This window comes from Streptomyces sp. NPDC042346 (assembly GCF_055581845.1).
This window is the reverse complement of the sequence record NZ_JBVJEH010000009.1, coordinates 1-24,259: the sequence shown is the minus strand read 5'-3', so window position 1 is coordinate 24,259 and position 24,259 is coordinate 1. Positions and strand designations below refer to the sequence as shown.

At 70.9% G+C, this 24,259-nt stretch carries 22 protein-coding genes and 1 riboswitch; of the genes, 6 read left to right on the top strand and 16 right to left on the bottom strand.

The window, feature by feature from the left end:
* Window positions 1-80: 80 nt before the first annotated feature.
* Window positions 81-1,361, top strand: a complete 1,281-nt coding sequence (locus ACZ6K0_RS30000) for a glycosyltransferase 87 family protein (RefSeq protein WP_469228361.1) — start codon at window positions 81-83, stop codon at window positions 1,359-1,361.
* Here ACZ6K0_RS30000 and ACZ6K0_RS29995 read toward each other — a convergent pair.
* Entirely contained in the window at window positions 1,319-2,650 is a 1,332-nt protein-coding gene (locus tag ACZ6K0_RS29995; protein WP_469228363.1) for an MATE family efflux transporter, read from the bottom strand. The genes ACZ6K0_RS30000 and ACZ6K0_RS29995 overlap by 43 nt on opposite strands.
* A 101-nt stretch (window positions 2,651-2,751) precedes the next feature.
* Here ACZ6K0_RS29995 and ACZ6K0_RS29990 point away from each other — a divergent pair, with 101 nt between their 5' ends.
* The gene (locus ACZ6K0_RS29990; protein ID WP_469228366.1) at window positions 2,752-3,330 is read left to right on the top strand and encodes a PadR family transcriptional regulator; all 579 of its coding nucleotides are present in this window, start codon (window positions 2,752-2,754) and stop codon (window positions 3,328-3,330) included.
* Here the strand turns inward: ACZ6K0_RS29990 and ACZ6K0_RS29985 are convergent.
* The 5 genes from ACZ6K0_RS29985 to ACZ6K0_RS29965 form a co-directional block, all read right to left on the bottom strand.
* Window positions 3,287-4,528: a hypothetical protein gene (locus ACZ6K0_RS29985; protein WP_469228368.1), complete on the bottom strand. Its 1,242-nt coding sequence runs from the start codon at window positions 4,526-4,528 to the stop codon at window positions 3,287-3,289. The two genes, ACZ6K0_RS29990 and ACZ6K0_RS29985, sit on opposite strands and share 44 nt — an antisense overlap.
* 69 nt (window positions 4,529-4,597) lie before the next feature.
* Complete coding sequence (locus ACZ6K0_RS29980; RefSeq protein WP_376395538.1) at window positions 4,598-5,620, bottom strand: C40 family peptidase; 1,023 nt, start codon at window positions 5,618-5,620, stop codon at window positions 4,598-4,600.
* A 190-nt stretch (window positions 5,621-5,810) separates the two neighbouring features.
* Window positions 5,811-6,857 (bottom strand): C40 family peptidase, encoded by a 1,047-nt coding sequence (locus ACZ6K0_RS29975; protein WP_376395541.1) that lies wholly within the window; start codon window positions 6,855-6,857, stop codon window positions 5,811-5,813.
* Window positions 6,858-7,114: 257 nt separating this feature from the next.
* The gene (locus tag ACZ6K0_RS29970; protein WP_376395544.1) at window positions 7,115-8,479 is read right to left on the bottom strand and encodes an NYN domain-containing protein; all 1,365 of its coding nucleotides are present in this window, start codon (window positions 8,477-8,479) and stop codon (window positions 7,115-7,117) included.
* A 34-nt stretch (window positions 8,480-8,513) separates the two neighbouring features.
* On the bottom strand, window positions 8,514-8,756 hold the full coding sequence (locus ACZ6K0_RS29965) for a hypothetical protein (RefSeq protein ID WP_055644001.1): 243 nt from the start codon (window positions 8,754-8,756) through the stop codon (window positions 8,514-8,516).
* 158 nt (window positions 8,757-8,914) lie between these two features.
* Here ACZ6K0_RS29965 and ACZ6K0_RS29960 point away from each other — a divergent pair, with 158 nt between their 5' ends.
* Window positions 8,915-9,649 carry a rhomboid family intramembrane serine protease gene (locus ACZ6K0_RS29960; RefSeq protein WP_376395548.1) on the top strand — a complete coding sequence of 245 codons (735 nt, stop codon included), beginning with the start codon at window positions 8,915-8,917 and terminating at the stop codon, window positions 9,647-9,649.
* On the top strand, window positions 9,646-9,927 hold the full coding sequence (locus tag ACZ6K0_RS29955; RefSeq protein WP_030205672.1) for an Lrp/AsnC family transcriptional regulator: 282 nt from the start codon (window positions 9,646-9,648) through the stop codon (window positions 9,925-9,927). The genes ACZ6K0_RS29960 and ACZ6K0_RS29955 overlap by 4 nt, the downstream gene beginning before the upstream one ends.
* 71 nt (window positions 9,928-9,998) lie before the next feature.
* On the opposite strand, the gene ACZ6K0_RS29950 is transcribed toward ACZ6K0_RS29955, so the two are convergent.
* From ACZ6K0_RS29950 to ctaE, 6 genes are all read right to left on the bottom strand, one after another.
* Complete coding sequence (locus tag ACZ6K0_RS29950) at window positions 9,999-11,396, bottom strand: aminotransferase class V-fold PLP-dependent enzyme (RefSeq protein WP_469228371.1); 1,398 nt, start codon at window positions 11,394-11,396, stop codon at window positions 9,999-10,001.
* Between the two features lie 216 nt (window positions 11,397-11,612).
* A riboswitch (SAM riboswitch) is annotated at window positions 11,613-11,729 on the bottom strand.
* 76 nt (window positions 11,730-11,805) lie between these two features.
* Entirely contained in the window at window positions 11,806-12,870 is a 1,065-nt protein-coding gene (gene trpD / locus ACZ6K0_RS29945) for an anthranilate phosphoribosyltransferase (RefSeq protein WP_376395554.1), read from the bottom strand.
* 130 nt (window positions 12,871-13,000) lie between these two features.
* Window positions 13,001-14,626, bottom strand: a complete 1,626-nt coding sequence (qcrB, locus tag ACZ6K0_RS29940; RefSeq protein ID WP_376395557.1) for a cytochrome bc1 complex cytochrome b subunit — start codon at window positions 14,624-14,626, stop codon at window positions 13,001-13,003.
* Window positions 14,623-15,675, bottom strand: a complete 1,053-nt coding sequence (gene qcrA, locus ACZ6K0_RS29935; protein WP_376395560.1) for a cytochrome bc1 complex Rieske iron-sulfur subunit — start codon at window positions 15,673-15,675, stop codon at window positions 14,623-14,625. The genes qcrB and qcrA overlap by 4 nt, the downstream gene beginning before the upstream one ends.
* On the bottom strand, window positions 15,672-16,481 hold the full coding sequence (qcrC, locus tag ACZ6K0_RS29930) for a cytochrome bc1 complex diheme cytochrome c subunit (protein ID WP_376395563.1): 810 nt from the start codon (window positions 16,479-16,481) through the stop codon (window positions 15,672-15,674). The genes qcrA and qcrC overlap by 4 nt, the downstream gene beginning before the upstream one ends.
* 74 nt (window positions 16,482-16,555) lie before the next feature.
* Window positions 16,556-17,176 carry an aa3-type cytochrome oxidase subunit III gene (ctaE, locus tag ACZ6K0_RS29925; RefSeq protein WP_376395566.1) on the bottom strand — a complete coding sequence of 207 codons (621 nt, stop codon included), beginning with the start codon at window positions 17,174-17,176 and terminating at the stop codon, window positions 16,556-16,558.
* 191 nt (window positions 17,177-17,367) lie between these two features.
* Here ctaE and ACZ6K0_RS29920 point away from each other — a divergent pair, with 191 nt between their 5' ends.
* On the top strand, window positions 17,368-17,769 hold the full coding sequence (locus tag ACZ6K0_RS29920; RefSeq protein ID WP_376395569.1) for a DNA-binding transcriptional response regulator: 402 nt from the start codon (window positions 17,368-17,370) through the stop codon (window positions 17,767-17,769).
* A gap of 133 nt (window positions 17,770-17,902) precedes the next feature.
* Here the strand turns inward: ACZ6K0_RS29920 and ACZ6K0_RS29915 are convergent, their stop codons facing one another.
* The 4 genes from ACZ6K0_RS29915 to ctaC all read right to left on the bottom strand — a co-directional run bounded on the left by ACZ6K0_RS29915 (window position 17,903) and on the right by ctaC (window position 22,393).
* Window positions 17,903-19,162 (bottom strand): L,D-transpeptidase, encoded by a 1,260-nt coding sequence (locus ACZ6K0_RS29915; protein ID WP_376395572.1) that lies wholly within the window; start codon window positions 19,160-19,162, stop codon window positions 17,903-17,905.
* A gap of 137 nt (window positions 19,163-19,299) precedes the next feature.
* Window positions 19,300-19,698, bottom strand: a complete 399-nt coding sequence (locus ACZ6K0_RS29910) for a cytochrome c oxidase subunit 4 (protein WP_361669642.1) — start codon at window positions 19,696-19,698, stop codon at window positions 19,300-19,302.
* Window positions 19,695-21,431, bottom strand: a complete 1,737-nt coding sequence (ctaD, locus tag ACZ6K0_RS29905; protein ID WP_376395576.1) for an aa3-type cytochrome oxidase subunit I — start codon at window positions 21,429-21,431, stop codon at window positions 19,695-19,697. Before ctaD ends, ACZ6K0_RS29910 begins: the two co-directional genes overlap by 4 nt.
* Window positions 21,428-22,393, bottom strand: a complete 966-nt coding sequence (ctaC, locus tag ACZ6K0_RS29900) for an aa3-type cytochrome oxidase subunit II (protein ID WP_376395579.1) — start codon at window positions 22,391-22,393, stop codon at window positions 21,428-21,430. The genes ctaD and ctaC overlap by 4 nt, the downstream gene beginning before the upstream one ends.
* Before the next feature lie 367 nt (window positions 22,394-22,760).
* Here ctaC and ACZ6K0_RS29895 point away from each other — a divergent pair, with 367 nt between their 5' ends.
* The gene (locus tag ACZ6K0_RS29895) at window positions 22,761-24,149 is read left to right on the top strand and encodes an aminotransferase class V-fold PLP-dependent enzyme (RefSeq protein WP_469228375.1); all 1,389 of its coding nucleotides are present in this window, start codon (window positions 22,761-22,763) and stop codon (window positions 24,147-24,149) included.
* Window positions 24,150-24,259: the final 110 nt, after the last annotated feature.

The window sequence follows — 24,259 nt, the reverse complement described above, 5'->3', positions numbered from 1 at the left end:
GGCCGACAGTACGCGATGGCACTCACCGCCCGGCACCACCACTCTCCGCGCGAGCGGACCGACAGGACAAGGACGATTCAGTGACGACGGGCGGGGCAGTGAAGAACGGTTCACGCACGGGTCTGCGGCTTCCGCTCGGCCTCTGGGCTCTCACCAGGGTCGTCCTGCTGCTCTGCGTCTTCAAGGTCGTGGTCGTCCCCGGGCCGGACATCACCTTCGACGTCTCGCACATCTACCAGGGCTGGTACGAGGTCCTGCGGACGGGCACGTACCCGCTGGACGACGTCACGTGGCAGTACCCGCCGGCGGCGGCGCTCGCGATCCTCGCGCCCGGGCTGCTGTCGTTCCTCTCCTACACGTCCGCGTTCTTCGTCCTCGCCTTCCTCTGTGACGCGTTCGTCTTCGGGCTGCTCGTGCACACGGGCCGCCGCGCGGGCCGGACGCTCAACGGCGCCTGGATGTGGATCGCGGGCGTCCCGCTGCTGGGCCCGACCGCGTACGCCCGGTACGACGTGATGGTGACCGCCGTCGCGGTGGCGGGGGTGCTCGCGGCCGGCCGGAGCCCGCGTGTGCTCGGTGCCCTCGCCGGCTTCGGCGCGGTCCTGAAGGTGTGGCCGGCGCTGATCCTCGCGGGCACCGCGAAGGGCCGCGCGACCTTCCGCGCCTGGTCGACGGCGGCGGGCGCGGCGGCCGCCGTCCTGCTGCTGTGCGTGCTGTGGATGCCGGGCGCGCTGGCCTTCCTCTCCTTCCAGCGCGAGCGGGGCACCGAGGTCGAGTCGCTGGGCTCGATGGTCTTCCACGTGATCCGGCACTTCGGCTGGGACGGCGAGGCGCGGATGAACTACGGCTCGATCGAGTTCCTCGGCCCGCACGTCTCCACGGTCTCGAACCTCGCGCTGGCCCTCACCATCGCCGCCTTCGGCTGGCTCCTGCTGTGGCGGGTCCGCGCCCGCGGCTTCACCTCGTCGACGGTGGCGGACGCGGCCTTCGTGGCCGTGCTGCTGTTCACGGTGACGAGCCGGGTGCTCTCCCCGCAGTACATGCTGTGGCTGGTCGGCCTGGGCGCGGCCTGCCTCGCCTACCGGTCGAGCCGGATGCGGCGGCCCGTGCACCTGGTGATCTGGGCGACGGCGGTGACGCAGTTCGAGTTCCCGGTGTGGTTCTCGCACGTGACGCGGAGCGACCCGCTGGGCATCGCGGTGCTGTTCACCCGGAACGGCCTGCTGATCGCCGCCGCGATCCTCGCCTGCCGGATCCTGTGGCGCCAGACGGTGACGGAGCCGCGTCTCGTCGAGGCCGCCATCCCGGCCCAGGCGGTTCAGCCGGAGCGCGAGAAGGCCCTCACCGGCTCCTCCGTCTGAGGGGCGCCGAGGGTACGCCGGTGCAGCAGGCCCAGGGCCGCGCACTGGACGGCCATGGCGAGGGCCATGGCCAGGCAGATCCCGGCGAGTCCGAGCCCTGACAGCGCGTACGCGAGCGGCAGCTGCACGAGGACACCGGCGACGGTGATCCGGGCGAGGTACGGTCCGGCCCCGCTGCCCTCGAAGACCCCGGCGACCCCGATGAAGCAGGCCATGAGCACCAGGTAGGGGCCGAGGCAGCGCAGGAAGAGCGCGCCCGCCTCCGCCACCGCGGGCTCGGCGCCGAAGGCGCGCATCACGGGTCCGGCGCCCAGGAGCAGCAGCCCGGCCGCCGCCGTGCCGAGGGCGCCGGCGAGGAGGAGGGCCTGCCGTCCGACCGCCCGCCGCTCGTCCGTGCCGCCGCCGAGGAGGTGGGCGGTGTGGATCGCGGCGGCCTGGCGGACGGCGTAGAAGGCCATGGTCGCGACGTACATGGCCTTGGTGGCGATGCCGTAGGCGGCGATCTCGGTGACGCCGAGCCGGGCGACGACGGAGACGAGCGCGAGCGCCCCGGCCATCCGGACGGTGAAGTCGACGGACATGGGCAGGCCGGTCGCGGCGGTACGGCGCAGGGCGGCGGCGGTCGACACGGCGGTACGGGCCGCGCGCGCCGCCTTCAGCAAGGGGGTCCGGCGCAGGACGAGCAGGCCCGCGGCGAGGGCGACGGTCCGGCCGGTGACGGTGGCGAGCGCGGCGCCCTGGACCCCGTACGCGTGGATGAGCAGCGGGTCGAGGACGAGGATCAGCCCGTTGGCGAGGAAGGCGAGCCGCATGGGGGTGCGGGTGTCCCCGGCGCCCTTGAGGACGCCGTCGAGGACGTTCGTGGCGAAGAAGACGGCCGTGCCGGGGAGCGAGACCGCGAAGTAGGCGGTGGCCAGGGCGTGGGCGGGGTGGCCCGCGCCGCCGAGCAGCAGGGCGGCGAGCGGTTCGCGCAGCAGGTACCCGCCGATGGCCACGGGCGGCACGAGCAGGGCGCAGAGGGCGGTGCCGCCCCGGACGGCGGCTCGGACGGCGGCGGGATCGGCGGCGCCGCGGGCGCGGGCGACGAGCACGGTGGTGCCGGAGCCGGCCATGAGGACGACGCCGAGGAGGAGGTTCTCGACGTTGGTGGCGACCGCGACGGCGGCGACCGCGTCCCCGCCGAGCCGGGCGACCCAGACCATGTTGATGATGCCCGCGGCGACCCCGGCGAGGAGTTCGCCGTAGACGGGGCGGGCGAGCCGGACGAGTGTGCGGCGGTGTGCGGACATGCGAAGAGATCCCCCTCTTTTCGAGATACCTCGAAAAGAGGTATCTCGAAAAGAGGTAGCATGACGACCGGTGCCACGACAAGAGCGAAGGAGGCCGGCCGGTGCTGGAACTGTCGATCCTGGGCTTCCTGTACGAGAAGCCGCTGCACGGCTACGAGCTGAAGGAACGCATCCACGGCCTCAGCGGCCACGTCCGCCCGGTCAGCGACGGCGCCCTCTACCCGGCCATCGCCCGCCTGGTGAAGAGCGGCCTCGTCGACAGCCGCACGGAGCCCGGCACCGGCGCCGCCCCGCGCCGCACGCTCTCGCTCACCCCGGACGGCCGCCGGGAGCTGCTCGCCCGGCTGCGGACCCCCAAGGACGCCGAGATCACCGACGGGCAGCGCTTCTTCACCGTGCTCTCCTTCCTCGGCCACCTCCCCGACCCGGCGGACCAGGCGGCCGTGCTCCGCCGCCGCCAGGAGTTCCTCTCCGCCCCGGCCAGCTTCTTCTACGAGGGCGGGACCCCGGTGCGCGCCGAGGACGAGCCCGACCTCTTCCGGCAGGGCATGCTGCGGATCGCCCGTGCGACGGGCACGGAGGAGAAGGCCTGGCTGACCGAGGCCCTCGCCGAACTGGACGCGCGGGCGGCGCGCGTCAGCCCAACCGCTCCCCCAGGTACGTCCGCCACGCGGCCGTGAACTCCTCCGGCGTGGTGTCCAGGACCTCCTGGAGCGCCTTCTCCACCGCGCCCTCCCGGCCGGGGTGGTCCCCCACCGCCCGGTAGAACGCCGTCAGCTCCGTCTCGCCCCAGCGCTCCGCGATCAGCGCGCAGGCGAGCCAGCCGCCCTCGTAGGCCCGGGCGAGCGCCTCCGCGTCGCCGCCGAAGCCGAAGTCGGCGTCCTCCGGGAGCCGGGCGGGCAGCTCGCCCGCGCGGACGGCGCGGCGCAGCTCGGGGGCCGCCTGGGCGGGGGTCCGGCCGGTGCCCCGGTAGGCGACCCAGTCGGCGAAGCCCTCGGAGAGCCAGACCGGGGTGGCCGGGGAGGTGTGGGCCCGGGTGGCGACGTGGACCGTCTCGTGGGTGAGGACGAGCTGCCGGCCGAAGGCGCCGAGGATCCCGTACGCCTCGGGGTTGACGATGACCCGGTCCGCGGGCGCGTCCACCCCGCCCTCGGTCTCCCCCGTGGTGACGGCGGCGATGCCCCGGTAGGAGGCGCCCGGCGCCCCGAGGAGTCCGCCCATGGCGTCCAGGGAGCCGGGGACGAGGACGACGACCTCGCGGGCCCACTCGGAGGGCCAGGCGGCGCTCACGGCGGGGACGGCCCGGTCGGCGGCCGCGGCGATCTCCCGCAGCCGCTCCGGGGTCTGGCCGACGCCGAGGACGAGCGAGCGGGCGCCCCGGACGGTCCGTACGTCCCCCTGCTCCCAGAGCTGGCGCGGCGCGCCCTCCGCGGGCCGGTCACCGGTCACGTACCAGCGCCCGTCCCGATCGGCCAGGTCCAGGACCCGGCCGCTGGTGACGGGCCCCCTGTCGTGGCCCTGGATGCGGTAGCCGAGCTCGGCGCGGGCGGTGACGCGGCCTTCGCCGGTGCGGTCGATCCCGGTGACCCGGTACGTCCAGTCGTCGAGCGGCACCGTCGCGAGCCGCCGGAACTCGGTCAGGGCGGTCGGCGCGTAGGCCGGGTCGAGGGCGGCCCGGAAGCCGGGCTCGTCGCGGTCGAGGAGCGCCCTGGCGTGCCCGTCGAGGAGCGTCTGTATCTCCCGGGACGCCGCGGCCGAGCCCGTGGCCGAGTCGGTGGTCCGCCCCGCCGTGCAGCCGGCGAGGCCCGCGAGCGCGAGCAGCAGGGCGAGCAGGCAGGCCACGGCCGGCCGCCGCGCTCCACACCCCTGACCTGCCACGCCTCCGATCGTACGGGCGGACCCGCCGCTACCGCTTCCGGTACGGCGGGATCGGCGGCCGCCCCGGACTCAGACCCGCGTCACCGTCACGTTCGACATCATGTTCACCGGGTCGTAGCGGACCCGCGCACCCGGGTAGGGGGCGTGGATGACCTGACCGTTGCCCGCGTAGATCCCCACATGGCTGGCGTCGCCGCGGTACGTGACCAGGTCGCCGGGCTGCGCCTGGGAGAGCGGCACCTGTCGGCCCGCGTGCCGCTGCGCCGAGGAGGTGCGCGGCAGGCTGATCCCGGCCTGCCGGTACGACCAGACCATCAGGCCCGAGCAGTCGAAGCCGGAGGGCCCGGTCGCCCCCCACACGTACGGCTTGCCGATCGCGCTGCGGGCCGCGATCACCGCGGCGGAGGCCCGCGAGGAGCCGGGGCCGAGGTCCGCGAGGGGCGGCAGCTCCCCGGCGGCGTCCGCGCGTCCGCCGGAGCGGGAGGAGCGGTCGTAGTCGGCGCGCTCCTCGACGGTGAGGGCGGCGAGGACCCGGCGGGCCTCGGCGAGCTTGCGCTCGACGGTGCGCTTGTGGCGGGCGACGTCGGCCCGGCTGCGTTCGAGCTCGGCGAGGGCGGTGCGCGCCTCGTCCCGCTTCTGGTTCAGCCGGTGCTGCTCCCGCCGGAGTTCGCCGAGCGCGGCGCTCTGCCGGGCGGTGGCGCGGTCGAGGGCGGAGGCGCGCTCCAGGTAGCTGTCCGGGTCGGAGGAGAGCAGCAGCGCGAGGGCGGGGTCGATGCCGCCGGAGCGGTACTGGGCGCCGGCGACCGAGCCGAGGGCGCCCCGCATGTGGTTGATGCGCTCCTGGCCGCGGGCGAGTCCGTCCTGTGCCTGGGAGACCGTCCGGCGGAACGCGTCCGCCTTCTCGTCCGCCTTGTTGAAGCCCTCGGTGGCCTTCTCGGCCTCCTCGAAGAGGCGGTCGACCGTGGCCCGGGTGGCCGCGGGGGTAGCCCCCGGGTCGGCGCTCGCGGGGACGGCCCCGAGGGACGCCGCCGCGGTGGCCGCGGCGGCTGCGGTCAGGACGGTGACCCTCGCGGGTCGGCGGTGGGACGCCACTAATCGCGCTCCGTTCGGCTCGACGCAGACTGGCGCGGCAGACAGTAGCCGCTGATCACTCCGCGTCCAACGAAGCCGTCGGACACACAAAGTGACGCCCCGCCGGAGATCACAGGTCACCGGCGGGGCGTCAGGTCAGCTCGGGTCCGGGCGAACCACCCGTTTGGGCGGCATTCCGGGGCGGGGCGCGTCAGCCTCCGATGCGGACACCGAACTGGAACGTGCCCATGTAGTTCATCGACTCGTAGCGGACGTTGGCGCCCGGCTTCGGGGCGTGCAGGATCGTGTTGTTGCCCGCGTACAGACCCACGTGCGACAGGCCGTTGAAGAAGACCAGGTCGCCCGGCTTGAGCTGGCTGCGGCCGATCTTCGTGCCGTCGTTCTGCTGGGTGTAGGTGACGCGGCTGAGCCGGGCGCCGGCCTGGCCGTAGGCCCACTGGGTCAGCCCGGAGCAGTCGTACGAGTTCGGGCCCTCCTGGCCGGAGGCGTACGGCTTGCCGATCTGGGTGGCCGCGGCGCTGAGCGCGGCGGCGCCGAGGCCGCTCGCGGGGGCCTCGTTGCCGAGGTCGATCCGCTCGCCGGCGGCGCGGCTGGCCCGCTGCTCCTTCGCCCGCTCCTCCTGCTCCAGCTTGGCCTTCTCGGCCGCCGTGAGCGTGTTGAGGAGCTTCTGCGCCTCGGCGAGCTTGTTCTGGAACTTCTTCTTCTTGGCGCCGAGCGTCTTGCGGACGTCCTCGAGGTCGGTCAGCTTCGTGGTCGCCTCGGCGCGCTGCTGGGCGAGGGTCCGCTGCTTGGCCTGGATCGACGTGAGGACGTCGGCCTGCTGGGCGCTCAGCTGGTCGATCGCGGACGCCTTGTCGAGATAGGTGTCCGGGTCGGCGGAGAGGAAGAGCTGGAGCGCCGGGTCGATGCCGCCGGAGCGGTACTGGGCGCTGGCGACCGAACCGATCTGGTCGCGCAGGGTGTTGAGCTCCTGCTGACCGCGGGCCACCTTGTCCTGGAGGTTGCCGATCTCCGACTGCAGCTTGCCGCGGCGCTCTTCGGCCTGGTTGTACTGCTCCGTGGCCTCTTCGGCCTCGTGGTGGAGCTCGTCGACCTTCGACTTGACCTCGTCGATCTTGGGCTTGGGGGCCGCCTGGGCTCCGGACTGGGCGGAGAGGGCGACGGCGGCGGCCGCGGCCGCGGTGAGCACGGTCACACGGGCACGGCTCGGCTGCTTGGGTCGACGGTGGGACGCCACGAAGGCGAGCTCCTTCTTCCTCAGAGCCGCCCAACCCGTGAGGGGCAGGCGGTTCCTCCGCCGTCACCCCGGATGGGTGATCGACCGCGCGAAGGTTCGAAGCCTGACCCTAGTGACCAAGTTGTGATCAGTTCAAATCCCACCGGCAAAAATATCGCTCACGCAGCACTTTGTTCACACACACCGTACGGGCAGTGATGGCCACTTGACGGTGTGCCATCCAGAATTCGGGCATACCGCCCAGGAGTTACGAGGTGTTACGAGAGCCGCGAAAGCCGCTTCAGCAACAAGGCGGACGTCACGGGCCTCGCCCCCGCCTTCGCCACCCCGTCGGCCACCTCGCGGTCCGTGGAGACCACGACCACGGGACGCCCCGGCGGCTCGGCCCGCACCAGCTGCCGGATCAACTCGTCCGCCGTGACTCCCGGCTTGGAGAAGAGCACCCGCACCCCGCGCGGCGGCGCGAGCAGCACCGGGGCCGCCAGCTCCGCCCCGTCGAAGACACACGTGACCTCGGCGCCCGAACGGGCCGCGAGGGCCGAGAGGCTCCCGAGCAGCCGCAGCCGCTGCTTCTCCAACGGCATCGTCGGATAGCCGGTCTTGGTGACGTTGTAGCCGTCGACGACCAGATGCGCCTGCGGCAGCGCGAGCAGTTGGTCGAGCAGCGCGGGATCGGTCTCGGAGAGCGCCCGCGCCGCGATGTCCTTCGGGGACATCCGCCCCGGCTCCACCGCGTCCACGGTGTCCGCCGGGTGCACGGAGACGGGCGGCAGCGCCAGTTCGCGGCGCAGCCCCTGGGCCGCGTCCAGGACCGTGTCGAGCAGCAGCCGCAGCCGCATGTCCTCCACCGAACGTCCCTCGCGGGCGGTCCTGCGACTCGCCTCCAGGGCCGCCTCGACCTCGCCGAGCCGGGCCTTGAGCCGGCGGCTCTCGCTCTCGGCGGCCGACACCTGGGCCGCCGCCTCCGCCCGCGCGGTGTCGATCTCGCCCTGCGCGCGGCGCATCGCCGCCTCGCCGCGCTTCACGTCGCTCTGGGCGCTGCGCAGCTTGCGGTGAAGCGATTCCGCTTCCTTCCGGGCGGCCTCCAGATCGTGCCGCAGCTGCTCCGTCTCGCCGCGGGAGCGGTCCCGGGCGGCGGCGAGTTCCTCGCGCAGCCGCTCCAGTTCGCGCCGCCCGGCCTCGTCGGCCCGCTCGGCGTCCGCCCGCTGGGCCTCCTCGCCCGCGGCGGCCACGAGCTTGACCCAGCCGGCCGGCCGCAGCACATAGGCGGCGGCCGCCACGTCGACCGGGTCGGCGGCGGCGGGCGGGGTGCCGGTCTCGACGGCCCCGGCCAGCTCGGGCTGGGCCTGCTTGAACCGTTCGCCGATCCGCTGCCGGAAGAGCGGGTCGCTCTCCAGGGCGGCCGCCATCGCGTTCCCGGCGAACTTGGCGCGCCGGGACGCGGTGAACCGGGCGTACTGCCGCAGGGGGGCCGGCAGCTCCGCGACGGTCAGCCCGCCGAAGGCGTCCGCGACCAGCGCGACGACCCGCCGACGTACGCCTTCCGTCAGTGGGTGGTCGAGCGTCTCGGCAGCGTCACCTGCCGCGCCGGCCGGCTCTCCACCGTGCGCGGGCTGCTCCACGATCCGTCACCCCTACTGTCGTCCGCGCCGTCCCTCAGGAAGCGGCGCCCGGCCTGTCCACCAGTTCGATCTGGTCCACCGCGTTGCACCAGCGGCAGCGGACCGACTCGATGGTCTCACTGACCACCTGCCGCTCCTCGACCGTCGGGTCGCCCGCGAGGTCCAGATGGACGTACTCCACGACCTTGGAGGAGCGGGTCACGTCGAAGCGGGTGAGATTGCCGCACAGCGTGCAGCGCCAGCGGGTCTCGTCGGTCGGCAGGGGAACCGTCGTCATCGTGCCGTCCTTCTTCCTGTTGCGTGGTACCAGGTGCGGGAGCCGCGGTGCGCCGTCGAACTGCGGTTGTACTGCCCGTTACCCTACGGCCTCGCCGGTGCGCCGGAGCACGGCGAGGCACTCTGTCCACTTGGGCCCCGGTACGCCATGATCTGTCCATGATCGACTGGCGAGCGGCGACCCTCGGTGCCCGGCGGGGCACCCGCGGCGGCCCCACGGTGACCTACGGCCTCATCGCCGCCTGCTGTCTGCTCTTCGCGCTGAGCCCGGTCTCCGGACTCAACCCGGTGTACGGCACGGGGGACGCGCTGCTCGCGGCCCAGGGAACGTACTTCCGCCGCTGGGGCGTGGTCCCCGCCGAGCTGATGGGCGGCGACCCGCGCGCCCTGCTCACCCCGCTCACCGCGCTCTTCGTCCACGGCAGCTGGCTCCACCTGCTGGGAAACATGCTCTTCCTCTACGTCTTCGGCGCGATGGCCGAGGAGCGCATGGGTCCGGTCGCGTTCGCCCTCTTCTACCTGGGCACCGGCTATCTCGCCCTCCTCGGGTACGCGGTGGCGCACGCGAACAGCGAGCAGACGCTCGTCGGGGCGTCCGGGGCGATCTCCGGGGTGCTCGGGGCGTTCCTCTTCCTCTTCCCGCGGTCCCGGGTGACCAGCCTCTTCCCCTTCCTCTTCTTCCTGCCGCTGCGCTTCCCCGCCTGGATCGTGCTGATCTTCTGGTTCGTGCTCCAGTGGCTGGCGGCACGGGCGGCGGGCCCCGGCCCCGGCGTCGCCTATCTGGCCCACGTCGTGGGCTTCTCCGTCGGCTTCCTCTACGCCTGGGGCCGCTACCGGGGTGGGGATAGAGTGAAGGCTCCAGCCGCGGCGACCGAGGGAGAAAGCCAGCCGTGATCACCGCGATCGTGCTCATCAAGACCAGCGTGGACCGCATCCCCGAGATCGCCGAGTCGATCGCCGCGCTCGACAGCGTCAGCGAGGTCTTCTCGGTGACCGGCACCTACGACCTGATCGCCATGGTCCGGGTCCCGCGCCACGACGACCTGGCGGACGTGATCCCCGGAAGCATCAGCAAGATCCCCGGCGTCGAGGCCACGGACACCCACGTGGCGTTCCGTACGTACTCCCAGCACGACCTGGAGGCGGCCTTCGCCATCGGCCTGGAGTCCTGAGGCCGCACACGCGTCATGAGTGAAGGGGGCCTCCCGGTCGGGAGGCCCCCTTCACCCGTACGAGTGACTGATCAGCCGCGGTCCGGAACGCAGCGGCCGTCCTCGGTGCGGTACTTCCACTGCGCGCCGTCCCGGACGAGCTCCTTCACGGCGCCGACGAACCGCTCCACGTGCTCGTCCGGCGTACCGGCGCCGAAGCTCACCCGGATGGCGTTGAGCGAGCGCTCGCCGGGCGCGGCCTCGGGGGCGCCGCACTCGCCCGGGTCCTGCGGGTCGCTGCCGAGCAGCGTGCGGACCAGCGGGTGGGCGCAGAACAGGCCGTCGCGGACGCCGATGCCGTACTCGGCGGAGAGCGCGGCGGCGAAGTGGGAGCTGTTCCAGCCCTCCACGACGAAGGAGATGACGCCGACGCGGGGGGCGTCGTCGCCGAAGAGCGAGAGCACCTTGACCTCGGGCACCTCGGCGAGGCCCGCGCGGACCGTGTCGATCAGGTGCTGCTCGCGGGCGACGAGCTGGTCGAAGCCGGCCTCGGTGAGCGCCTTGCAGGCGGAGGCGATGGAGTAGACGCCGATGACGTTCGGGGAGCCGGCCTCGTGGCGGGCCGCGGTGGTGTGCCACTCCACGTCCACGCCGCCGTCGGCGCGGCGCGCCACCTTGCGGGAGGCGCCGCCGCCGGCGAGGTAAGGCTCGGAGTCCTGGAGCCAGTCGGAGCGGCCCGCGAGGACGCCCGAGCCGAAGGGCGCGTACAGCTTGTGCCCGGAGAAGGCGATCCAGTCCACGTCCAACTCCTGTACGGAGACGGGGTGGTGGGGCGCGAGCTGGGCGGCGTCGAGCACGATCCGGGCGCCGTGGGCGTGCGCGGCGGCGGCGAGCTCCTTCACCGGCCACAGCTCACCGGTGACGTTCGAGGCGCCGGTGACGCAGACCAGGGCGGGACCGTAGGGGTCGCGGTCGGCGAGCGCGCGCTCCAGGGTGGCGACGGCCTGCTCCGGGGTGCGCGGCGCGTTGAGGTAGGTGACGCGGGCGTCGCGCCAGGGCAGCAGCGAGGCGTGGTGCTCGGTCTCGAAGACGAAGACCTCGCAGCCGGCCGGGAGGGTGGCGGCGAGCAGGTTGAGCGAGTCGGTGGTGGAGCGGGTGAAGACGACCTGGTCGCCGGGGCGGCAGTCGAGGAACTCGGCGACGGTGACGCGGCTGTTCTCGAAGAGGTCGGTGGAGAGCTGGGAGAGGTAGCCGGCGCCGCGGTGGACGCTGCCGTAGTAGGGGGCGTACGCGGCGACGTCGTCCCACACCCGCTGGAGCGCCGGGGCGCTGGCGGCGTAGTCGAGCGCCGCGTAGGTCACTTCGCCGCCGGTGACGAGCGGGACGGTGACGTCCCGGCCGAGGACCGGCAGCGGGGCGGCGCAGCAGGGGTCGGCGGACTCGGCGGCGGAAACGGCGGTGGCGGCGACGGTGTTCGGGCGTGCGGACATGGCGATATCTCCCGGCGGGCGGTGCTGAATGGCTTCAGTGGAATCCGTACGCGGCCGGACACGGCGGGGTACGGGTGATGCCTCGGAGAACGACGGGTGCGTGGGTACGCGGAAGTGACCCTGTTCCGAGGGTGAAGTTGGGGCGGATTCGCCCTATCGCATTCGCTTGCTCACGGAAAAAGCTCCTCGAGAGACCAGGACCCCTGGTGTTCGAGGGGTCCGCGCTTGCCGTAGACCTCGCTGCCTACGGCCTGGTCTTCACCCGGGGCACCCCGCCACGGACGGAGGGTTGCCGGACAGCAAGCCGGGGCTTCACAGCTGTCACTCATGACCTGGCATGCATCCTGCCACATGATCGCGGAAGCGCAAGACCCCGGTCCGCATGCTGGACCGGGGTCTTGGCCGGGAACTAGGCGTTGCTGGCGGCGATCCAGCGCTCCAGGGCCTGGCGGGCCGCGCCGGAGTCGATCGCCTCGGCGCCCTTCGCGATGCCGGCCCGCAGCCGGTCCGCGAGAGTGCCCTCGCCCGGCTCCAGGGCGGTGAGCGCCGCCGCGGTGTTGAGGAGCACCGCGTCCCGTACGGGCCCGGTCTCCCCCGCGAGCAGGCGGCGGGCGACGTCGGCGTTGAACGAGGCGTCCGCGCCGCGCAGCGCCTCCAGGGGGACGAGGTCGATGCCCACGTCCCGCGGGTCGAAGCGCTCCTCGGTCACGGCGCCGTCGCGGACCACCCAGACCCGGGAGGTGGAGGTGGTCGTCAGCTCGTCCAGGCCGTCGTCGCCGCGGAAGACCAGGGCGGAGTTGCCGCGCTCGGCGAAGACCCCGGCCACGATCGGCGCCATGCGCGCGTCGGCGACGCCGACGGCCTGGGCCCGTACCTTGGCCGGATTGGTCAGCGGGCCGAGGACGTTGAAGGTGGTCCGGATGCCCAGCTGGCCGCGCGCGGCGGCGACGTGCCGCAGCGCCGGGTGGAACTTCACCGCGAAGCAGATGGTGATGCCGGCTTCCTCGGCGACCTCGGCGACCCGCTGCGGGGTCAGGTTCAGGTTGATGCCGAGCTTCTCCAGGACGTCGGAGGAGCCGGAGGCGGAGGACGCGGCGCGGTTGCCGTGCTTGACGACCTTCACGCCCGTTCCGGCGGCGACGATCGACGCCATCGTGGAGATGTTGACCGTCTTGGCGCCGTCGCCGCCGGTGCCGACGATGTCGACGGCGGGGCCCGGCACCTCGATCACGTTGGCGTGCTCGTACATGCTCCGCACGAGACCGGTGATCTCCGCGACCGTCTCGCCCTTGGCCCGCAGCGCCACCATGAATCCGGCGATCTGGGCGTCGGTCGCCTCGCCGCGCATGATCAGGTCCATCGCCCAGGCCGTGTCGTCGGCGGCGAGGTCGCGGCCGTCGAGCAGGCCGTTCAGGAGGACGGGCCAGGAGCGGCCCGCCGACGTAGGTCCTCCAGCGGGGGTCGCAGCGCTCATGGCAGCTCCTGGCAGTCACGTAGGGAAGTACAAGGCCACCCTATCGAGCCCCGGGGACGGCGAAGAGCCCCGTCCATCGAATGGACGGGGCTCTCACCGTGGCGACCTACATCAGTGGAAGGTCAGGGGATCAGTGGTGGCCGTGGCCGCTCTGGATCTCCTTGTACTCCTCCGAGGTGGGCTTGGCGACCTGGCTGTCGCCGCCGTAGTAGCCCTTGTTGAGCTTGACCCGGAGCTTCTCGATGGCGCCGATCTTGCGCTCGACGCCGTTCTCGTCGACCGCCGCCGGGAGCTCCGCGGCCTCGTACTGCTCGTGCGCCGTGAGGCGGTGCAGCTCGCCCTGGCTGAGCGGCTCGTGGACCTCGACGAACTCACCGTGCGGCAGGCGCTTGATGATGCCCGACTCGCGGCCGTGCAGCACCTTGTCCTTGTCCCGGCGCTGGAGGCCGAGGCAGATCCGCTTGGTGGCGATGAACGCGATGACCGGGCCGACGAAGAAGAAGATCCGCACGAACCAGGTGATCGAGTTGATCGACAGGTGGAAGTGGGTCGCCCAGAGGTCGTTTCCACCACCCACGAGCATGACCATGTACGCGGTGATCCAGGCGACACCGAAGGCGGTGCGCGTCGGAGCGTTGCGCGGGCGCTGCGAGATGTGGTGCTCGCGCTTGTCGCCGGTGATCCAGGACTCGATGAACGGGTAGACCGCGATCGCCGCGAGCACCGCCGGGAAGATCGCCAGCGGGATCATCACGCCCAGGACGAGCGTGTGGCCCCAGAGGTTGATCTCCCAGCCCGGCATGACACGGATCAGACCCTCGGCGAAGCCCATGTACCAGTCGGGCTGGGCGCCGGTGGACACCTGGTCCGGGCGGTACGGGCCGATGGCCCAGATCGGGTTGATCGAGGCGATCGCCGCGATGATCGCGATGACACCGAAGACCAGGAAGAAGAAGCCTCCGGCCTTCGCCATGTACACGGGCAGCAGCGGCATGCCGACGACGTTCTTGTTCGTGCGGCCGGGGCCCTCGTAATGCGTGTGCTTGTGGACGACCACCAGGATGAGGTGGGCGACCACCAGGCCCAGCATGATGCCGGGCAGCAGCAGCACGTGCGCCGAGTAGAACCGGGCCACGAAGTCGCCGCCGGGGAACTCCCCGCCGAACAGGAACATCGAGAGGTACGTGCCGACGACCGGCACGGACAGGATCGCGCCCTGCATGAAGCGGACACCGGTGCCGGAGAGCAGGTCGTCCGGGAGCGAGTAGCCGGTGAAACCGGTGAACATGCCCAGGAAGAACAGCAGGAAGCCGAACAGCCAGTTGATCTCACGCGGCTTGCGGAACGCGCCGGTGAAGAACACGCGCATCATGTGCACGAACATGCCGGCGAGGAAGATCAGCGCCGCCCAGTGGTGGATCTGCCGGATCAGCAGACCACCGCGCACCTCGAACGAGATGTGCATGGTCGAGTTGAACGCCTCGGACATCAGCTGTCCCTGGAGCGGGACGTACGGTCCGACGTACTCCACCTCGTTCATCGACGGGTGGAAGAACATCGTCAGATAGACGCCCGTCAGGATGATGATGAGGAAGCTGTAGAGGCAGATCTCGCCCAGCATGAAGGACCAGTGGTCCGGGAAGATCTTCCGCATGTTGGCCTTGGCCAGCGTGTAGATCCCCAGGCGACCGTCGGCCCAGTCGGCGACCCGCTCACCGGCGGGGGCCTTCTTGTTCGTATCGGTCACGGTGCTCATCCGCGCTCCCAGAAGGCAGGACCGACGGGCTCGTCGAAGTCGCCGAGCGCCTCCAGGAAGCCCTTGTCGTTCACACCGATCCGCAGCTGCGGGAGGGCGTGACCGGCCGGGCCGAAGATGACGCGGGCGCCGTCGGAGAGGTCGAAGGTGGACTGGTGGCACGGGCAGAGCACGTGATGCGTCTGCTGCTCGTACAGGGAGATCGGGCAACCCACGTGGGTGCAGATCTTCGAGAAGGCGACGACGCCCTCGTGCGACCACTCGAGCTCGCGCTTGTCCTTGATGTCGTCCGGCTGGATCCGGACGATCATCAGGGCGGCCTTGGCGATCTCGGTCTGGAAGTCGTGGTCGTGCTCCGACATGCCCTCGGGCATCGCGAAGGTCAGCGAACCGACCGCGACGTCCTCGGGACGCAGCGGCTCGTGCGTGTTCATGTTGATCAGCTGCTTGCCGCGGGCCCACTTGGTGACCCGGAGCTTCTTCTCGGGCAGCGGACCCATGTCACGCAGGAGCATGACGCCGGAGAGCGGGACGAGCGCCAGCGCACCGAACAGCGTGTTGCGGATCAGCTTGCGGCGGCCGAAGCCGGACTCGGCGGCACCGGCCGCGAAGTCCGCCATGACCTGCGCCTTGACCTCGGGCGACGCCGCCATCGGGTGACGCTCGTCGGCGACCTCGACGTCGGACATCAGGGTGCGGGCCCAGTGGACCGCACCCGCGCCGATGAAGAAGAGAGCCAGGCCGAGGGTCCAGCCCAGGGCGAAGTTGAGCGAGGACACCCGGCCGAAGGGCCAGATGTACACGATCTGATCGACCGGGAAGATCACGTACGAGGCGATGAAGGCGATCGTCGCCAGCATCGACAGCACGAACATGAAGGCGACCGCACGCTCGGACCGGCGAGCGGCCCGCTCGTCGATGTCCTGGATGCGCGGCTTGTGGGGCGGAAGGCCCGGGTCGGCGAACGGGTCGTCGGCGACCTTCACCGCGCCGTGCGCGGTGTCCTGCCCCGCGGGCAGGTTCTCTTCTGGAATCTCTTGGGTACTCATGACTTCTTGGCCTTAGCGGTGTGGGCCGCGACCCAGACGGCAACTGCGATGAGCGCACCCAGACCGAAGACCCAGGCGAACAGACCCTCGGAGACGGGGCCGAGGCCACCGAGCTTGAAGCCGCCCGGGTTGTCGGCCTTGTCGCTGTTGACGGCCTGGACGTACGCGATGATGTCCTTCTTCTCCTTCTCCGGCATGGTCGTGTCCGGGAAGGAAGGCATGCTCTGCGGGCCGGTCTGCATGGCCTCGTAGAGGTGCTTCGGGCTCACGCCTTCGAGGTTCGGGGCGTACTTGCCGTTGCTCAGCGCGCCGCCCTCACCGGTGAAGTTGTGGCACTGGGCACAGTTGGAGCGGAACAGCTCGCCACCCTTGGCGACGTCCGCACCTGCAGGGCTGTACTGCGCCTCGGTCGGCGTGATCGGACCGGCACCGAGAGAGGCGACGTACGCCGCGAGCTGATCGATCTCAGCCTGCGAGTAGATGACCTTCTTCTTCGGGACCTGGGCGCCCGGCTGCTGGGCCGGCATACGGCCCGTGCCGACCTGGAAGTCGACCGCGGCCGAGCCGACGCCGACGAGGGACGGGCCGTCAGAGGTGCCCTGACCGCCGGTTCCGTGGCAGCTGGCGCAGCCGACGGAGTAGAGCTTCTTGCCCTCCTCGATCGCGAGGGACTGGGCGGTTTCATCGGCCTTCGCCGTGCCCGCGGGCGCGAACGCGGCGTACAGCCCCCCAGTGGCCGCCAGCGCGAGTAGGAGGACGACGACCGCCGCCAGCGGATGGCGTCGTCGTGCGGAGAGCTTTTTCACGGATTACCCCGGTGTCAGGATCTTCTGCGTCGATGCTTGCTGGATGTCTCGGTCCGCCGTGTCGGCGGGACCGATTACTTGATCATGTAGATCGTGGCGAAGAGGCCGATCCAGACGACATCGACGAAGTGCCAGTAGTAGGACACGACGATGGCGGCGGTTGCCTGCTCGTGGGTGAACCTCTTGGCGGCGTACGTCCGGCCGAGGACCAGCAGGAAGGCGATGAGACCGCCCGTCACGTGCAGGCCGTGGAAGCCGGTGGTCAGGTAGAACACGGAGCCGTACGGGTTCGACGAGAGCGAGAGGCCCTCGTGCTTGACCAGCTCGGTGTACTCGAAGACCTGGCCGCCGATGAAGATCGAACCCATCACGAACGTGATGATGAACCACGTCCGGAGCTTCTTCACGTCGCCCCGCTCGGCGGCGAAGACGCCGAGCTGACAGGTGAGGGAGGAGAGCACCAGGATCGTGGTGTTGGTCGCCGAGAACGGGAAGTTCAAGGCCGAGGCCTGTTCCGCCCAGAATTCGGGACCGGTCACCGATCGCAGGGTGAAGTACATCGCGAAGAGGGCCGCGAAGAACATCAGCTCGGAGCTCAACCAGATGATGGTTCCGACGCTGGTGAGGTTCGGTCGATTGACCGACGGGTGCGCGTGCCCTGTTTCTACTGTCGTTACTGTCGCCACGACCGACATTATGTCGGTCGCTTATCCCGCCCTCACTCCGGGGGGTGCCGTTCGGAGTGTCAGGGGGGTGTGTCCAGCCCGAACGGCCCATCGGAAGCCCCTTCGAACAGGTGCTGAACGGGTGTTGACGGGGTGTGGACCGGAGTAGCATCCCGCGCATCGATCGACGACCTTCCCACGGACTTCCCCACGGAGGAACGATGCAGTCGAGTGCCACGGTCCTGGTCTACAGCGACGACGCGAACACCCGCGCACAGGTGCGCCTCGCCGCCGGTCGCAGGCCCGCGGCCGACGTCCCGCCGGTCGAGTTCGTGGAGTGCGCGACGCTGCCGGCGGTGCTGAAGCGCCTGGACGAGGGCGGTATCGACGTCTGCGTCCTGGACGGCGAGGCGGTGCCCGCGGGCGGCATGGGCGTCTGCCGGCAGATCAAGGACGAGATCTTCCGCTGCCCGCCGGTGCTGCTGCTCATCGGACGCCCGCAGGACGCCTGGCTGGCCACCTGGAGCCGCGCGGACGCCGCGATCACCCTTCCGGTGGAACCGGTGGAGTTCGCGGCGTCCCTGGCCGCCCTGCTGCGCTCCCGCCTGTCCCTGGACGCGTAGCACCCTGGCGAGTGAGCCGAAGGGGCGCGCCGGGGGAACAGCCCCGAGCGCGCGGAGCCTCCTGAGGAACGAAGGAGGCGAGCACGGTCGGGGTTGTGAGCCCGGCTGAAGCGCCCCGGAGGCGAACCGAGCCTCAAAAGGAGAGCGGTCGCAGACGGGCTTTGGCGTCCTCGGTGGCTGTGGGGTCTCCGGACTCCTCCACCAGGGCGCTGCCCTTGCGCCACTTGTCCCACGGCATGTTCCAGTCGCCGAAGCCGTTGCCGAAGGTGTCCATCGTGTCGCCGTAGCTGTTGACGGTCTTGACGATGTCGCCGGGGCGGACGGTCTCGTAGAACCAGGCCGCGTTCCCCGTCGACATGCCGACACAGCCGTGGCTGACGTTCGCCACGCCCTGCGAGCCGACGGACCACGGCGCGGCGTGGACGTATTCGCCGCTCCATGTCACCCGGGTGGCGTAGTAGACCGGCAGGTCGTAGGACTCGGAGCTGCCTTCCGAGATGCCGATGCTGGTGCCCCGCATCCGGACGTAGTACTCCTTGCCGAGCACGACCTTGATGCCGTTGCGGGTGGAGAAGCCAGGCTTGCCGGTGGTCACCGGAATGGTGTTGATCACTTCTCCGTTGCGCCGAACGGTCATGTAGTGCGATCCCGCGTCGGCGACGGCTTCTATCCGGTCGCCGATGGAGAGCTTCAGCGACTTGGACGCGCCGCCGTAGAGCTTGTCCCCCACCTTGAGGCCGTCCAGGTTGGCGGTGGCCGTCACGCGGGCGCCCGCGGGCCAGTACTCCTTCGGGCGGAAGTGGAGTTGCTTGTCGTCCACCCAGTACCAGCCGCCGTCGACGGCGGGGGTGGAGCGGACCTTGAGGGCCCGTTCGACGACCGCGCGGGCCGCCCGGTCCTTCACGGGGAGGCTGAGTTCGGCGGTGAGGGGCTGTCCGACGCCGTACGTGCCCGTCTCCGGCCCGAAGGTGACGGTCAGGGCCCGTTTGGCCGGAGCCGTCTCGAACGTGTACGTACGGGCGCCTGGGGCGCCGTCCTCGTCCTCGGTGGCCACCCGGACGGTGTAGCTCGTGCCGGCCGCCAGCGAGGCCGTGGAGCGCCAGCGCTGCCCGTCAGCGGTGAGTTCACCCGCCAGATGGCGTCCTGCGGCGTCGGTGGCGGTGACGTCGGTGATCCGGCCGTCCTCGCCCTTGGCGGAGATCTCCAGGGGCTTCTCCGGGTCCGCCTTGGCGCCGCCGGCCGCGGCACTGATGGCGAGCTCGTCCGCCGCGTCGTAGGGCCTCACCGACAGCGGGTGGCCGTCGGAGCCCGCGCACGCCGTGGCGGCTGCGGTGACGGTGACGGCCAGAAGAGTGCAGCTCAGAACAGTCCGAATGCGCGGCGTGTCGTTCATGACTTCACGCTAAGGACTATCCCTCGTGCGAGCGCGCCGAGTGCTGCAAAAGAGGGGCCCGGGCACTTCGGTGACGAAGTGTCCGGGCCCCTCGGGTGCTCCGGTACGGAGCGGGGTACCGCTACTGCTGCCGCGTGCTACTGGTTCTGGTTCTCGCCGCGGTAGAACTCGAAGACCCAGCCGAAGAGGCCGACCAGGATCAGCGGGGCGGAGAAGTACAGGATCCACCAGCCCATCGCGACGGCGAGGAAGGCGAGCGCGCCACCGACGGCCAGCGAGAGCGGCTGCCAGCTGTGCGGGGCGAAGAAGCCCACCTCACCGGCCTCGTCCGCGACGTCGGCCTCCTTGTCGTCCTGCGCCATCGCGTCGACACGCCGGGCCGTGAAGGCCAGGTAGTAGCCGATCATGATGGCCAGGCCGAACGCGAGGAACAGCGCCGTCGTACCGACCGGCTCCTTCGACCACACGCCGTAGAGGATGGCCATGGCGAGGATGAAGACGCTCAGCCAGATGAACATCTTGCCTTGGATCTTCACTTGCCGGCCTCCTTCGCGCCCGTGAGGGCCTCGGCCTCGTGCCCCTTGTTCTCCAGCTGGTCGACAGCCGCGATCTCAGGGTGGTGCAGGTCGAACGCCGGGGATTCGGAACGGATCCGCGGCAGGGTGAGGAAGTTGTGCCGCGGCGGCGGGCAGGACGTCGCCCACTCGAGCGAGCGGCCGTAGCCCCACGGGTCGTCGACCTCGATCTTCTTGCCGTACTTGGCGGTCTTCCAGACGTTGTAGAGGAACGGCAGGATCGACAGACCGAGCAGGAAGGAGGAGATCGTCGAGATCGTGTTCAGCGCGGTGAAGCCGTCGGCGTCGAGGTAGTCCGCGTAACGACGCGGCATGCCCTCGGCACCGAGCCAGTGCTGGACCAGGAAGGTGCCGTGGAAGCCGATGAACAGCGTCCAGAACGTCATCTTGCCGAGCCGCTCGTCCAGCATCTTGCCCGTGAACTTCGGCCACCAGAAGTGGAACCCGGCGAACATCGCGAAGACCACGGTGCCGAAGACGACGTAGTGGAAGTGCGCGACGACGAAGTACGAGTCGGAGACGTGGAAGTCCATCGGCGGCGAGGCCAGGATGACGCCCGTCAGACCACCGAAGGTGAAGGTGATCAGGAAGCCGATCGTCCAGAGCATCGGTGTCTCGAAGGACAACGAGCCCTTCCACATCGTTCCGATCCAGTTGAAGAACTTCACGCCGGTCGGTACGGCGATGAGGAACGTCATGAAGGAGAAGAACGGCAGCAGCACACCGCCTGTGACGTACATGTGGTGCGCCCACACGGTCACGGACAGGCCGGCGATCGCGATGGTCGCGGCCACCAGACCGATGTAGCCGAACATCGGCTTGCGGCTGAAGACCGGGATGATCTCGGAGACGATGCCGAAGAACGGCAAGGCGATGATGTACACCTCTGGGTGTCCGAAGAACCAGAAGAGGTGTTGCCACAGCAAGGCGCCGCCGTTGGCCGCGTCGAAGACATGGGCACCGAACTTGCGGTCCGCCTCCAGGGCGAACAGCGCGGCAGCCAGGACCGGGAACGCGAGCAGGACCAGGACACCGGTCAGCAGCACGTTCCAGACGAAGATCGGCATGCGGAACATCGTCATGCCCGGAGCGCGCATGCAGATGATCGTGGTGATGAAGTTGACCGAACCGAGGATCGTGCCGAAGCCGGAGAAGGCCAGACCCATGATCCAGAGGTCGGCGCCGACACCCGGCGAGCGGACGGCGTCCGACAGCGGGGAGTAGGCGAACCAGCCGAAGTCGGCCGCACCCTGCGGGGTGAGGAAGCCACCCACCGCCATGAGCGAGCCGAAGAGGTACAGCCAGTACGCGAACATGTTCAGCCGCGGGAACGCCACGTCGGGCGCGCCGATCTGCAGCGGCATGATCCAGTTCGCGAAGCCGGCGAACAGCGGCGTCGCGAACATCAGCAGCATGATCGTGCCGTGCATCGTGAACGCCTGGTTGAACTGCTCGTTCGACATGATCTGCGTACCCGGACGGGCCAGCTCGGCGCGCATGAAGAGCGCCATGAGTCCGCCGATGCAGAAGAAGACGAACGACGTGACCAGGTACATCGTCCCGATCGTCTTGTGGTCGGTGGTGGTCAGCCACTTGATCACGACGTTGCCGGGCTGCTTGCGCCGTACGGGCAGCTCGTTCTCGTACGAGTCCTCAGCTGCGGCGGCACCCTGGGTTTCGTTGTGGATGCTCACAGTTGGTTCTTCTCCGCATTCCTGGCCGGGTCCGTCTGCTCGATGCCAGACGGGATGTAGCCGGTCTGCCCCTTCTCGGCCAGCTCCTTCAGGTGCTGCTGGTAGCGCTCCGGGGAGACCACCTTGACGTTGAAGAGCATCCGGGAGTGGTCGACACCGCACAGCTCGGCGCACTTGCCGAGGAAGGTGCCTTCCTGGTTCGGGGTGACCTCGAAGGCGTTGGTGTGACCCGGGATGACGTCCTGCTTCATGAGGAAGGGGACGACCCAGAAGGAGTGGATGACGTCACGGGAGGTCAGGACGAACCGGACCTTCTCGCCCTTGGGCAGCCACAGGGTCGGGCCCGGGTTGCCGGTCTGCGGGTTCCGGTCGCCGGGGATACCGGCGTCGTAGACACCGCCGGCGTTCGCCGGGAAGTCGTCCTGGAACTTGTCCGGGATGGCGTCGAGGTTCGGGGCCGTCTGCGCGTCACCCGTCACACCCGGCACGTTCTCGATGTAGTTGAAGCCCCAGCTCCACTGGTAGCCGACCACGTTGATGGTGTGGGCCGGCTTGTCGGCGAGCGAAAGGAGCTTCGTCTCGTCGCGCGCGGTGAAGTAGAAGAGGACCGACACGATGATGAGTGGCGTCACCGTGTACAGCGCCTCGATGGGCATGTTGTACCGCGTCTGCGGGGGTACCTCGACCTTGGTGCGGCTGCGCCGGTGGAAGATGACGGACCACAGGATCAGCCCCCAGACCAGGACGCCCGTGATGAGCGCAGCCGCCCACGAGCCCTGCCAGAGGGAGAGGATCGTGGGTGCCTCTTCCGTGACCGGAGTGGGCATACCAAGGCGGGGGAAGTCTTCCCAGTTGTACGAGCAGCCCGTGGCTGTCGCCAGGATCAGGCCCGCAGTCAGCACCTGCGGCAGCTTCCGCCGCATCGGGCGCCGCGACGAGCGGTCGGAGCCGTTGGGACTCACGTAGCGCCTTCCCGAGAGTCTCGGCCCGCGTTGGTCGGCCACGGCCGTCCGTCTCGCTGGTCGGTCGCCGCCCCGGCCGCGGGCAGGGGTTTGGATGTTTATGCGGACCAAACCCTACTGGACGCTATTTGGGGTCGCGCGGGGAGGGTGCCCAACGCGCCGTCCGAGTCCCCGAAGGGGTGGACTCCGGGGTTCCGGAGGGGGGTCCCACACGCCCGTTCGGCGGTCTGACGGCGTACCGGGGCGGCCTTCTGACGAGGACTCACGGGCAGCGGACGGACATGCGGACGGATGTGCGGGCCGGGCGTGTCGGCGGGGTGGCCGGGGGTGTCGGCCGGAGGGCGGGGGCAGGCCCTACCGTGGGCGGATGCCGTACTTCGACGCCGCGTCCGCCGCTCCCCTGCATCCCGTCGCCCGCCAGGCGCTGCTCGCCTCCCTGGACGAGGGCTGGGCCGATCCGGCCCGGCTGTACCGGGAGGGGAGGCGGGCCCGGCTGCTGCTGGACGCGGCGCGGGAGGCCGCGGCGGAGGCGGTGGGGTGCCGCCCGGACGAGCTCGTGTTCACTCCTTCGGGGACGCGCGCGGTTCACGCGGGAATCTCCGGGGCCCTCGCGGGCCGTCGGCGTGTCGGGAACGGTCTCGTCGTCTCCGCGGTCGAGCACTCCTCCGTCCTCCACGCGGCCGAGCTGCACGGGGCGGCGGGCGGCTCGGTCACCGAGGTGCCGGTGGGCCGGTCCGGCGCGGTGGACGCGGCCGTCTTCGCGGCGGCGCTCGGCGCGGGGACGGCCCTGGCGTGTCTCCAGTCGGCCAATCACGAGGTGGGGACGGCGCAGCCGGTCGCGGAGGTCGCCGAGGCCTGCCGGGCCGCGGGCGTGCCGCTGCTCGTGGACGCGGCCCAGTCGCTGGGCTGGGGGCCGGTGGAGGGCGGCTGGTCGCTGCTCGCGGCGAGCGCGCACAAGTGGGGCGGCCCGGCGGGCGTGGGGCTCCTCGCCGTACGGAAGGGGGTGCGGTTCGCGCCTCAAGGCCCGTCGGACGAACGGGAGTCGGGGCGGGCGCCCGGTTTCGAGAACCTGCCGGCGATCGTGGCGGCGGCGGCCTCGCTGCGGGCGGTCCGGGCGGAGGCGGCGGCCGAGGCGGCGCGGCTGCGGGGGCTGGTGGACCGGATCCGGGCGCGGGTGCCGGAGCTGGTGCCGGACGTGGAGGTGGTGGGCGATCCGGTGGACCGGCTCCCCCATCTGGTCACGTTCTCCTGTCTCTATGTCGACGGAGAGACCTTGCTGCACGAGCTGGACCGGGAGGGTTTCTCCGTTTCGTCCGGTTCGTCGTGCACGAGTTCGACGCTGACGCCCAGCCATGTGCTGCGGGCGATGGGGGTGCTGAGCGAGGGCAACGTCCGGGTGTCGCTGCCGGCCGGCACCGCGGCGGAGGACGTGGACCGCTTCCTCGACGTGCTGCCGGGGGTGGTCGCGGGGGTACGGGAGCGGCTCGGCGCCCCGGCGGCCGCGGCCGCGGTCCCGGCTGCCGCCTCCGGCTCGCTCGTGGTGGACGCGCTCGGCCGGCGCTGCCCGATCCCGGTGATCGAGCTGGCGAAGGTGATCGGCGACGTGCCGGTCGGCGGGACGGTGACCGTCCTCGCCGACGACGCGGCGGCCCGCCTCGACATCCCGGCCTGGTGCGAGATGCGCGGCCAGGAGTACGTGGGCGAGGAGCCGTCCGAGCGGGGCGGCGTCGCGTACGTGGTGCGGCGGGTGGCCTGAGAGCCACCCGCCGCACCCGCCGCACCCGCTGCGAGGGGCGTCAGCCCAGGTAGGACCGGACCTCGGCGGCGGCCTCTTCGCCGTACGCCTTGGTGAAGCGGTCCATGAAG

Coding starts and splice junctions, on each gene's coding strand:
- ACZ6K0_RS29920 (WP_376395569.1), top strand. CDS start 17,368: ATGCAGTCGAGTGCCACGGTCCTGGTCTACAGCGACGACGCGAACACC.
- trpD (WP_376395554.1), bottom strand. CDS start 12,870: ATGAGCGCTGCGACCCCCGCTGGAGGACCTACGTCGGCGGGCCGCTCC.
- qcrA (WP_376395560.1), bottom strand. CDS start 15,675: ATGAGTACCCAAGAGATTCCAGAAGAGAACCTGCCCGCGGGGCAGGAC.
- ACZ6K0_RS29950 (WP_469228371.1), bottom strand. CDS start 11,396: ATGTCCGCACGCCCGAACACCGTCGCCGCCACCGCCGTTTCCGCCGCC.
- ACZ6K0_RS29960 (WP_376395548.1), top strand. CDS start 8,915: ATGATCGACTGGCGAGCGGCGACCCTCGGTGCCCGGCGGGGCACCCGC.
- qcrB (WP_376395557.1), bottom strand. CDS start 14,626: ATGAGCACCGTGACCGATACGAACAAGAAGGCCCCCGCCGGTGAGCGG.
- ACZ6K0_RS29915 (WP_376395572.1), bottom strand. CDS start 19,162: ATGAACGACACGCCGCGCATTCGGACTGTTCTGAGCTGCACTCTTCTG.
- ACZ6K0_RS29895 (WP_469228375.1), top strand. CDS start 22,761: ATGCCGTACTTCGACGCCGCGTCCGCCGCTCCCCTGCATCCCGTCGCC.
- ctaE (WP_376395566.1), bottom strand. CDS start 17,176: ATGTCGGTCGTGGCGACAGTAACGACAGTAGAAACAGGGCACGCGCAC.
- ACZ6K0_RS29995 (WP_469228363.1), bottom strand. CDS start 2,650: ATGTCCGCACACCGCCGCACACTCGTCCGGCTCGCCCGCCCCGTCTAC.
- ACZ6K0_RS29965 (WP_055644001.1), bottom strand. CDS start 8,756: ATGACGACGGTTCCCCTGCCGACCGACGAGACCCGCTGGCGCTGCACG.